The organism is Streptomyces populi, from assembly GCF_002911015.1.
GTDB lineage: Bacteria > Actinomycetota > Actinomycetes > Streptomycetales > Streptomycetaceae > Streptomyces > Streptomyces populi.
Genome location: NZ_KZ627023.1, coordinates 1 through 10782, shown reverse-complemented (window position 1 = coordinate 10782; position 10782 = coordinate 1). Strand labels below are relative to the sequence as shown.

Here is a 10782-nt window from a genome sequence, read left to right as displayed (position 1 = left end):
GACATGCCAGCTGTGACGGCCGACGGTGACGACGGGGCCGGGGTCGGCCTTGGAGTCGCGTATCGACATGCCCTGGCCGATGCAGGCGCATTCGACGCACTCACCGCCGGCTCCGTTGCTGTACGAGGACCTGAACCATGCCGAGCCGGTGGGGACGGCGGATTCTGCCATGCTCATCGCGCGTAATCCTTCAGGACTGATTCGATCAATTCTCTGGAGCGCTGAGGGCTCAGGGCGGCGGCTCTCAAGCCGTCGAACGCCCGGGTGTACTCCCGAACATGATGCTCGCCCTCCAAGTAGATCGCGTCGGTGATGCCGTCCCGATAGACGATGTCCGGATCCTCCGGGTCGGGAAACCCGAGCATCGTGAACGACCCGGTGGCCGGGTAGGTGCCCGAATCGAAGGGCAGGACCTGCAATGTCACCGACGGCAACTCCATGGACTCCAGGAGGCGTTCGAGCTGCTCGCGCATCAGGGGCTGATCTCCGATGACATTGCGGAGGGCGCCTTCGTTCAGGACGAACCAGGCGTCCGGACCGTCGGGCCGCGTGAGCATGGATTGTCGCTCCAGCCTGACGCGCACGGCACGCTCGATGTCGGCCGGTGTCATGTGCGCTCCGGTCGTGTGGAGTTCGGACGCGTACGCCGTGGTCTGCATGAGACCGGGCAGCAACTCGCACTGGTACTGGCGGAACGTGGACGCGTCCTGCTCCAGGCCGATGTAGATCGAGAACCACTCGGGGACCCCGGAACCGTGCGCCTGCCACCATCCGCGCGTTCTGGCCTGTCGGGCCAGTGACTTCAGGAACTCACGCAACTCGTCGCTGGTGGAGTAGAACCGGCACAGCGCATCGACGTCGGACGGCTGGACCCTGCCGCTGCCCGTCTCCATGCGATTGACCTTGGATCCGCTCCAGTCCAACGCCTCACCGACCTGCGCGCAGGTCAGCTCGTTCTGCTCACGGAGCTTCTTCAGCTCGATCGAGAGACGTCGACGTCGTGCGGTCGGCGATCCGGCCATCCCAACCCCTCTCCTGGTGAAGGGTGTTCAGTCTTTCGCCAAGGAGTGCGCCAGCCAATCACTCGTAAGTGGGAATCCCGCCGTGCACATTGCACGACGGGATGTGCCCGCGCCACTCTGAGCACGATGCAACTCCCCGTGAGGATGCGTGACGCTCCGCGACCACGCGGAGATGGCATGCGACGAGAGAGGTCTTCGTGATCCGAGAAGCGTGTATGTCGCGGAAGCCTTGGGAACTGGACTTCACCGCGGAACCCGAGGAAGTGGCCGCCCTGCGCCGCGTCATGCGGTTGCACCTGGGGGTCTGGGGGCTGCATGAGATCGCCGATGAGGCTGCGCTGTGCGTCAGTGAGCTGGTGTCCAATGTCATCGACCACGTCGGTGCAGGCACCCCGGCAACGCTCGCTGTCTCGATGAACGGCACCCGTCTCCGCATCGAGGTCCACGACCCTGACACGCGTGCCCTGCCTGCACTGTTGAGTGCCGCTTGCGATGCCGAGGGTGGCCGAGGCATGTTTCTGGTTGATGCTGTCGCCACTCGCTGGGGTGTCCTCCTTCACCCGGAGCGCAAGGTGACATGGTGCGAACTGGCAACGGGGCTTACCTCGCCGCACGGTCACGTGCGTGGGGCAGGCGTCACGCGTGCTGAGGTGTTGCTGAACGGCTACGGGGCGGTGAGGCAGCACCGTAGCTCGAGCTTCAGCAAATTGGCCGCATCAGTCGCCGAAGAGACCGTGATCGACGTCATCGCGGACGTGCTTCTCTGGCTCCGGGCGCATGGCTACGACCCGGATGATGTCCTCGATCGTGCGCAGACCCGATTCGAGGTGCAGGTTGGAGGGACTTGAGCACCCCTGCACCCGCCTTACGCCATAGCGATGGATGCGTAGGTGAAGACATCAACGGGGAGTGGGTGATGAAGCTTCCACGTGATCGCCATGGGCTTGCTGCCCTTGTGCCCCTGGTAGGTTGCCGGGCCCAACAGCATCCACGGCTCTGACTTGCCGATGTCTGAGTCCTTGTAGTGACGCATGAACAGCAGAACGTGTCCGCCTTGCTGTTCGTGCTCCATGTATCGCCGACCGGTTGGGGTGTTCTCGGAGACGATGTTCTGTGTCTCCCAGTGGAACTCGGTCGAGCTCAGCGCGTAATCCCTGTAACGAACGGTGGGTGAGAAATCCTTCTCGTCCTTGTTGAAGGTGATCAGGCATGCGTCAGTGTTGAGTTCGTCCGAGTAGGTCACTCCCTGAGAGAAAGAACCGGGCATTTGTCCGCCGATGCGAGCGATCCCTAGAGCGGCGAGGATCTCGGAGCGGTTGTACGAGCTATGGACCTTCAGCGGAAGGTTTCGGAGTGTTCCAGAAAGATCTTCCGGATAGTGGTCGAAACGCTCCTGTACGTGGGTGAGGACCTGTCGCAACTCGGAGCGTAGATTCGGTTGGCGCTGAAGCGAGTCGAGCCCCTCCTGGTAGGTGGAGAACCCTCCTGCCTTGTCCCAGAGGTTGAAGAACAGCATACGAGCGTAGCTCTGTTCCGTGAAGCTGAGGCTTTCATATGCGGGAGGTTCGTCCGACAGGAGACGTAGGTATGCTGCGGCGCGTTCCGGGTCATCCACGTGCAGGAACGCATGGACGCGCTTGAGTAGGGCCTCCTCGCCTTCCGGAGCAGGGCCGTCGAGCAACTGCGCTTTACGGAGGATGGCTGTCCAGGAATTGGAGCCCCTATAGAGCTCCTTGATCTCTCTTCGGCTCTCTTCGAGATAGGCAGATAGTCCGTGCGTCCTATATGACCTGACCTCTTTAGCTAGCGACCGCACATCAGCCTTGATCTGTGTGCGGATGTTGTCGAGGATCAAGTCCTTCGCTTTACCTTCGAGGATGATCTGGCAGCCGGATGGGAGCTGCGGAAAATCTCGCTCTGCGTGCTCAATGAGGCGGTTTCGTGTGAGGTTAGTCATTGCGCGAAACTGTTCCTCGAAGCGGAACTCGGCGCGATGCTGCCCGATGAAGTCGAGTACGGTTAGGACCGGCTTGTTGGGAGTGCGACGGAGTCCGCGCCCAAGCTGTTGCAAGAAGACGGTCGCGCTTTTGGTCGGGCGCAGCAGGAGCAAGGTGTCCACATCGGGGATATCTAGCCCCTCGTTGAACAGGTCGACAGAGAAGATTACTTGCAGTTCCCCGGTGCGCAGTTGGGAAAGCGCTGCATCTCGCTCCGCTTGAGGGGAGTCACTGTCGAGCGCCTTGGCCTTGAAGCCCGCTTCGCAGAAGAAGTCGGCCATGAAGCGCGCGTGTTTCTTGTTGACACAAAAGCCCAGAGCTCGCATCGTGCTGATGTTGGTGAGCTTGCTTTGGATCTGTTTGACGACGATCCGGGCTCGGGCGTGGTTGCCGGTGTAGACGTTGCTCAGTTCATCGTCATCGTAGGTGCCCCGCTGCCAGGTCAGCGCCGTCAGATCGGTGCCGTCAGGCGTTCCGAAGTAGTGGAACGGGCACAGTAGGTCGTTTTCCAGCGCTTCCCACAGGCGCATCTCGGCAGCGATATGCCCGTCAAAGAACTCGTCCTGGACATTCGTGCCGTCCGTACGCTCTGGGGTGGCAGTGAGCCCGAGGAGCTGCTTGGGCTTGAAGTGCTCGATGACTCGGCGATACGTGCTGGCAGAGGCGTGATGGAACTCGTCGATGACGATCACATCGAAGTGCTCTGGATCAAGCTGTTCGAGGCGTTGCTCCCTTAGGGACTGAACGCTGGCGAACACATGGTCCCAGTCGCGCGGAAGCTCCCCGCTGAAGAGCAGTTCGCCGAAGGAAGCGTTGTCGAGGACCTCGCGGTAGGTGCGTAGGGATTGCTTCAGGATCTCCTTCCGATGCGCAATGAAGAGCAGACGCAGGTCGCGGCCGGCCATCCGTAGCAGGTCGCGGTAGTCGAGCGCGGCCATGACCGTCTTGCCGGTGCCTGTCGCGGCGACCAGCAGGTTACGGTGACGCCCGCGAAGTTCCCGCTCGATGCGCAGCCGTTCGAGCATGTCGCGCTGGTGCGGGAAGGGCCGTACCTCCAGTCCGGACAGGCTGATCTTCAACTCCTCGGGGGAGCGGCTACCGCCGGCTGCGAGGAGGGCCTCATCGAGCCGATTGCCGTCGCGATCGGGGTCGTACGTCTCGAAGGCGCTGTCTTCCCAGTACGAGTCGAAGGTGGCTTCAAACTTGCGGAGCACCGCCGGAGTGGCTACGGAGGAGAGGCGGACATTCCACTCAAGGCCATCGAGAAGTGCCGCCTTGGACAGGTTAGAGCTGCCGACGTAAGCCGTGCTAAACCCTGTTTCGCGGCGGAAAAGCCACGCCTTCGCGTGCAAGCGCGTCGATCGGATCTCGTAGTTGACCTTCACCGTCGCGCCGAATTCACGGACAAGCCGGTCCAAGGCAGCACGGTCGGTAGCGCCGATGTACGTGGTCGTTATGACACGGATCGGGATATTGCGCCTCTTGGCGGATAGGAAGGCATCCTCGAGGACGCGGATTCCGTACCACTTCACGAAGGCGCAGATAAGGTCGATGCGGTCGGCTGTTGCCAGCTCCGCCCTGAGCTCCGCGCCAAGGCTAAGGTCATCGCGCGAGTTGGTAATCAGGGCGGTCTCGGAGAGCGGTGTCATCGGTCGGATGGCGTAGACCCCGGGGGCCTCTTGCTCGGCAAGAGCCAGCAGTTGCCGAGGGCCATCGCTGATGCGATTTTCTTCCGGCGCTACGTCAGAAGGGATCGTGGCGTCCAGGGCGGCCATGATCTTGTTGGCGGCCGCGACTTGGTCCGCATGTGGAAGCCGCCCGAGCCTGCGGCTGATCGTCTCCCCAAGGTGGCGGGCCAGGACATGTGGCGCTGACTCGGCGCCTACCTCGGCATCGATGACCTTCCAGCCCATGGCTTCGAGCTGCCCGACGTCCTCCTGGAGGCCATGCGTGATGAGCTTCTCGTAGACCCCCGGTATCGGCTGTCCGGGCTGCTGAGACGCTGCCATACGACCCCCTCCTTGACTGCACGTTGATGCGGCTCTGTTCTAACAGGAGCAACTGACAAAGGGAGCGGATCCAGTTCCCGGAGCTGGGTAAGCGGAGCCGTTCACGAAGTCGTAGGTCGGTCAGTGATCGGTGTGTCCCGAGTGGAATCGATGGCCCTAAAGCGCACCAAAGACTGAGCGGCGTTGTTTGCGGCAGCCGGCGGCACAAGTGAGAAGACCATGGCGACCTTGCCCGGATCGACGCGGCCATCGATGACCGTTGACTCCGGAGCGTCCTCAATTACCGGATACAGCAGGATGCTCCCCCGCCGCTCGGTCACGTGACGTTCGGTGACCTCGTCCTCGGTTCGAGGTAGGGCGCCCGAGATGCGCAGGGCCGTAGCGCGGTGCTTGGGGTCACTGATGTTGCCGAAGATCTCGACTCGACGCCGCTGGCGGTGAGAGAGAGCCAAGGGGCGACTACCAGCGATGCTGCCCGTCAACGTGCGTACAGACGACGTGTGTTGAGGGGCGATCAAGAGCCAGTCGTCTATCAGGTGGGGCGCGCGCAGAAGGCTCCTCAAGTACTCCAAGTGGGGTTCGAAAGGAGCTGGGTTCCACCACCGGAGGTTCTCCAGGATCCCCATCAGCTGCTCATGGGACAACGTGTGCGTGAACGCGGAGAGAGTGTAGGAGCGGCCGTTGCTCGGGTGGTGGTAGGTGAACACCTCGCGTTCGGGCCGGAGGTCGTCAAGGAGGGGGCGCCACAGCATCGTGTTGTGATGCAGGTCCGCGCCCGTGTTCGGGTGAGCGGTCGGCTCGATGATCTGGCCCGGCGACCGCACCTCCACCAGTTCCGCGTTGAACATCTTGTTCCGGGCCGACGGCTTCACCCAGGGCAGGTGCTGGGCGACCAGGGGCGGGATCTGGGCGGGGGTGACCTGGGGGCGGCCGTCCACCAGTGGTGCGTAGCGGGACAGTTCGTCGCGGAAGAGTTCCTCGTCCCGGCAGATCGCCTCGAAGGCCTCGTACAGGTCGACGGTCTTGGCGTTGCGGCCGCGGCCGAGTGCCTCCTCGCGGCCGATGTACAGCCGCACCAGGTCCCGGTAGCCGGGGCGGAAGCCGAACCAGCGGCCCATCTGCATCAGGGTGTCGGCCTGCTGCGTCGTGCGGCGGTAGTACGTGATCGTCAGGCCCTCGACCGTGAAGCCGCGGGACAGCTTGGTGCCGCCCACGAGGATCTTCCACACGTTGGGGGTGCGGTCGAAGTCCAGGTCGGGCTGGGCGTAGTCGCGCTCGCTCTCGCCGTTGACGACGATGACGGGGCTGCCGCCCTGGTTGATGAGGCGGCGGGCCTCGCTGACGTACGGCTTGAGGTCCGCGTAGGTCGCGGGGGTGGGCAGGGAGCCGTTCGCGTAGGCGCGGAAGTCCCTGTCGAAGAGGTCCGCCAGGCGCGCGTGGCCTTCCGGGCCGGTGTGCGCGGAGTTCTCCCACAGGGTTCTGATGCGCTGGGCGAGGGCCGCGTGCTCCGCCATGCGGACCGATTCGTGCACCAGCATCGTGTGGTGCCGGAACGGGCCGGAGGGAACGCCGTGCTCCGCGCGGTAGACCTTCAGCGCGCCCGTGAGAACGAACGCGTCCAAGGCTTCCTGGAGCTTGTCGCCCGTGCTGTCGTAGATGCCCCGGACGTGCTTCTTCTCGGCTTCGCCCTCGTCGCCCTCGAAGCCGTCCAGGTCGTGGAAGTCCTGGACGCCCATGTAGTCGGTGGGCCGGGGCAGGGAGATCAGGAAGTCGCGCGGGAACAGGTCCTCCTCGTCGCCCGGGTCGATGAACACGTTGGCGAAGGGGGTGGCCGTGTAACCGACGTACTGGGCGCGGGGGAGCAGCTTGAGCAGGGCGCTGATCTGGCCGTTGATCGCCGTGCGGGTGACCTTGCCGTCCTCCCACTTCTTCGGGTCGGTGGTGTTCACGGAGGCCTGGTCCGACTCGTCGTCGATGATCAGGGCCGGGATCTCGCCGAGGATCGGGCCGATCTTCTTGAGGTCCTTGACCAGCTTCTCCAGCACCGACTTGTTCTTCTTCACGACCATGATCCGCGCGCGGGCCGCGTGCAGGTTGGCCGGGTCGTGCAGCGGGCGGGTGCGGTCGGGCTTCTCGAACTCCAGGGCGCTGATGCCGCGTTCCAGGGACATGTAGTCACGGTCGCGGGAGGTCAGGCGCTCGATGTCGAAGGCGCCGAGGTCGGAGGGGCGGGCGCCGAAGGAGACGAACTTGGCGGGCCAGTCCTCGTCGTCCTGGTAGTCGATCCCGACCAGGGCGTCCGGGTCGGAGGGGTCGGCCGCGCCCAGGATGTTCTCCTGGCCGATCAGCTCCATGTCGAGCCGGCGCTGGGTCTGGCCGCGCAGCAGGTTGAGGGTGCCGCCCAGCACGATGACCAGGCGGTAGCCCGCGTCGATGGCCTTGGCTGTGACGCCGGTGAAGTTGGCGGTCTTGCCGGACTGCACGTAGCCGACGACCAGTCCGCGCGCGCCGTAAGGGGTGTCGCTGGTGGGGTCGGCCAGCCGTTCCACGACGGCGTGGGCGGCCTCGTCCAGGCCGGAGACCGCCGCGTCGGGCCATCCCTTGCCGCGCAGCAGACGCTCGTACGACGCCCAGTAGAAGGAGCGGTTCGCCGCCTGTTCCCGGGTGTACCAGGGCCGGAACTCGCGGCTGATGGTGACGGGGCCCGGTTCCGTGTGGACCGGGACGACGGCGTCGAACGCCTTGCGGAGGTCCTCGTCCAGCGCGAGCTTGCCGTAGACCTCGGCGCGGCGCTCCGGGGTGCGTGCCGCGGTGGCCGACCAGGCGGGGGACTGCTCGAAGTCCCACGCGGTGAGCTTGCGGCGCCAGAGGGCGAGCAGGTCGTCCCCGGGGGCCGCGGCCAGGATGCGCTCGTGGAACCCGGTCACGTCCGCGTCCGCCGGCTCCTCGTCGTCGGCGAGCGCGAAGGCGAGCTTGGCGAAGTGCTTGGGGCCGCGCCGGCTCATCGCGTCGAGCACCTCGCCGTGGAGGTCGGTGAGGTGGTCGGGAGCGGGGGCGTTCTCGGCGGTCACGGTGGTCGGATGGCCTCTCTGGTGTACGGGAAGGTGCGGGGGAGGGAGGAGGAGAGGGCGGTGGACTAGTCCTCGCCCCGGGTGAGTTCGGCCCGTACCGCGGCGACGAGCACGCTGTTCCACAGGGTGACCTTGTCGGTCTGGTTGGCCCAGACCCGTTCCTTCTGGAAGATCTCGTTGAGCATCAGGTAGAGGAGGCTCTTGAGGACCGGGGCGTCGTTGGAGCCCCCGCGTCGGCCGCCGTTGAAGGCGTGCCGGTAGTCCTTGTTGAGGGTGACCAGGCGTTCCTTGTGGTCGATCGTGAAGAGCAGGTCGGCGGAGTCGGTGTCGGCGGGCACGTCGAGCCTGGCCCAGACGAAGGCGATGGGGTCGTCGCCCTCCAGCTGCGGCAGTTCGTCCCGCAGCGTCCGCTTCAGCTTGGGGTCGATGCCCTTGCCGGGCGGGATGACGGCCGCGCGCCTGACCTCCGTGCGCCGCTTGGCGGCTTCGCGGTAGGCGGTCTCCGCGTCACGGACGTAGTCGGCGAAGGTGTGGCCGGTGGCGGCGTCCGTGGCCTTCTCCAGTCCCCGGGCGAACGCCGGGGTGACCTGGACCCCGTCCTTCTTGACGGTCAGGGAGAACACGTCGTTGGGCTCCGACGGCAGGTCCAGGGCGATCCTGGCGAGGGCGAGGTGGCCCTCCGGGCTGCGGGTGTCGTTCCAGCCGCCGGCCTGGACGAGGCGGTCGTTGCGGTAGAGGTAGAAGCCCTGGCGCTCGGCGAGCGGACCGATGCCGCGGTAGGCGACCAGTGGAGACTTGGGCGGCCATATGTGCGCGGTGAGCGGTACGTCCCCGAGGCCTTCGACGGGGGCGGTGTAGGTACGGGGATAGCCGGGGCGGCCCGGGACCCGGTACCCGAACGGGTCGATGGGCTCGACGCCCCGGTGGTCCAGCTCCTCCCGGGTGTGGACGTCCTCGACGACGATGTCGACGTGGAAGCCGTCGCGGGCGAGGAAGCGGTGGAGGTAGAGGCCGAGGTGGGTCTCCAGCCGCTCGATCGCGTCGTTGAGGTAGCGGTCGGTCTGGCCGGCGGTGATGGTCTCGAAGGCGCGGACCTGGTCCCAGCGCACGATCGTGCCGTGCCAGCCGATGATCCCGTCGTAGCGGTCGACCAGGTCCTGGCAGTACGCCGCGTCGACGATGTCGCAGGTGAAGTCGGCCTGCGCGCGGGCGGTGAGCCAGCGGCGGCCGGTCGACGGACTGCGCCTGGTCCGGCTGATGACGGTGAGCGCGTCGGCGTGCGAGAGGGAGGCGGCCTTCAGCCCGGCGCCGAAGTGCCCGAGGGCCCCGACGGCGTACTCCTCGCGCCCGCCGACGGTCATCGCCGTGTCCAGGCCCGCCTCGTCCATGCCGTGACCGTCGTCGATGACGAGCAGGCCGACGAGACGGTCCCGGCCGCCGCGTTCGCCCGTGTCCCGCAGGAAGCTCACGACGACGTTGCCGGCCCCGGCGTCGATCGAGTTGTCGATCAGGTCGGCGATGGCCGCCTCGAAGCCGTAGCCCTGGTGCGCGAGCGACTCGAACGACCTGGCCGCCGGGGGGAGCCGCTTGCTTCCGCTCGTGGGCACGTCGAACTGCCAGTCGGACGACGGCTGGTAGGGCGGCATACAGGGTCCTCGCGAGCAGGGACACGCCCGGGATGTGTGTGGGCATGCCGGTTCAGCAGGTCAGGTGTGACGTTAGCGTGAACGGGTTGTGAAGGGGGGACGGGGGCGGCACGAATACGAGCGCGGCCCCCGGAGACGTTCCAGGGGCCGCGTTCCGAAGGGTGTGACGCCGTCGGGCTCAGGCGTACTGGTCCCCGTGGCACTCCCCGTAGGAGACCTCCGACCCGCACCAGCACTCCGCCCCCCGCTGCGGCGGCCACGCCACCGCCAGCCCCCTGGCCGCCAGGGTCGTCGCGTACTGGGGGAGCAGGGTCGTGTCCGAGGGGGACGAGGCCTCCGAGGCGGCGAAGGCCTCGTAGGAGGGGACCGTGGCGGTGACGATGCCGAGGTTCGGGGTGCCGGAGCCCGCCAGTTCGCGCAGGGACGCCTCTATCGTCGCCAGGTGCTCGCCGTGCGAGGGGTACTCGGTGGTGAGGTCCGGGTACGCGGTGGTCAGTTCCGTGAGTTCGGGGGCCGACCAGTGCAGGACCGCCACCGGGAACGGGCGGGACAGGGCCTCGCGGTAGGCGCCCAGTTCGGCCTGGAGGCGGGTGATCTCGGCCTGGAGCTCCGCCGGGTTGTCCGAGCCGAGGGACCAGATCCGCTTCGGGTCGTGGAGCTCGTCCAGGGAGATCGGGGACGAGTGGAGGGTGTCGGCCAGGGCGTCCCACTCGTCGTGCGCCGCGCCCAGCATGCGGCGCACCCGGTGGCGGCCGAACAGGAGGGGGAGCGTGGAGTAGGGGGGCTCCGGTACGTCCGTCAGGAGCAGGGTCGTTCCCTCGGTGAAGGTGTCCTGTGCCGCCTCCAGCTCGTCGTGCGACTCCAGGGCCTCCGCCACGATGACCCAGGGGGCCGGGTCGCGGGGGGCCGCGGCCCGGACGCCGTCGATGATCGCGCGGGCCTCGGCCTCGTGGTCGTACTCCCACAGGTTCGACGCCTTCAGGGCGCGTACGAGGTACGGCTTCTCCAGCGGAGCGTCCGAGGCGAGCAGGCGGTCG

General features: G+C 66.2%; 7 protein-coding genes. 1 reads left to right on the top strand and 6 read right to left on the bottom strand.

Translation table 11 applies throughout. The features are described from left to right. Both CW362_RS41075 and CW362_RS41070 read right to left on the bottom strand, forming a co-directional pair. On the bottom strand, positions 1-171 hold a 171-nt coding region (locus tag CW362_RS41075; RefSeq protein ID WP_420856902.1), incomplete at its 3' end, for a DUF397 domain-containing protein. A 2-nt stretch (positions 172-173) separates the two neighbouring features. Beyond that, positions 174-1022 carry a helix-turn-helix domain-containing protein gene (locus CW362_RS41070; RefSeq protein WP_103554687.1) on the bottom strand — a complete coding sequence of 283 codons (849 nt, stop codon included), beginning with the start codon at positions 1020-1022 and terminating at the stop codon, positions 174-176. 215 nt (positions 1023-1237) lie between these two features. On the opposite strand from CW362_RS41070, the gene CW362_RS41065 reads away from it, so the two are divergent. Continuing rightward, positions 1238-1870: an ATP-binding protein gene (locus tag CW362_RS41065; protein ID WP_103554686.1), complete on the top strand. Its 633-nt coding sequence runs from the start codon at positions 1238-1240 to the stop codon at positions 1868-1870. Positions 1871-1887: 17 nt separating this feature from the next. Here the strand turns inward: CW362_RS41065 and CW362_RS41060 are convergent, their stop codons facing one another. The 4 genes from CW362_RS41060 to CW362_RS41045 all read right to left on the bottom strand — a co-directional run. Continuing rightward, positions 1888-5028, bottom strand: a complete 3141-nt coding sequence (locus tag CW362_RS41060) for a DEAD/DEAH box helicase (RefSeq protein ID WP_162684404.1) — start codon at positions 5026-5028, stop codon at positions 1888-1890. 101 nt (positions 5029-5129) lie between these two features. Continuing rightward, a complete protein-coding gene (locus CW362_RS41055) occupies positions 5130-8033 on the bottom strand; it encodes a Z1 domain-containing protein (protein WP_103554688.1) in 2904 nt (967 codons plus the stop codon). A 131-nt stretch (positions 8034-8164) separates the two neighbouring features. Continuing rightward, a complete protein-coding gene (locus CW362_RS41050) occupies positions 8165-9745 on the bottom strand; it encodes an ATP-binding protein (RefSeq protein WP_103554685.1) in 1581 nt (526 codons plus the stop codon). A gap of 178 nt (positions 9746-9923) precedes the next feature. Continuing rightward, a partial coding sequence (locus CW362_RS41045) for an SEC-C metal-binding domain-containing protein (RefSeq protein WP_103554684.1) occupies positions 9924-10782 on the bottom strand: 859 nt, incomplete at its 5' end.

Bases quoted from the DNA above. Each gene is read 5' to 3' on its own strand.
- CW362_RS41070 (WP_103554687.1), bottom strand. From the start codon at position 1,022: ATGGCCGGATCGCCGACCGCACGACGTCGACGTCTCTCGATCGAGCTG.
- CW362_RS41065 (WP_103554686.1), top strand. From the start codon at position 1,238: ATGTCGCGGAAGCCTTGGGAACTGGACTTCACCGCGGAACCCGAGGAA.
- CW362_RS41060 (WP_162684404.1), bottom strand. From the start codon at position 5,028: ATGGCAGCGTCTCAGCAGCCCGGACAGCCGATACCGGGGGTCTACGAG.
- CW362_RS41055 (WP_103554688.1), bottom strand. From the start codon at position 8,033: ATGAGCCGGCGCGGCCCCAAGCACTTCGCCAAGCTCGCCTTCGCGCTC.
- CW362_RS41050 (WP_103554685.1), bottom strand. From the start codon at position 9,745: ATGCCGCCCTACCAGCCGTCGTCCGACTGGCAGTTCGACGTGCCCACG.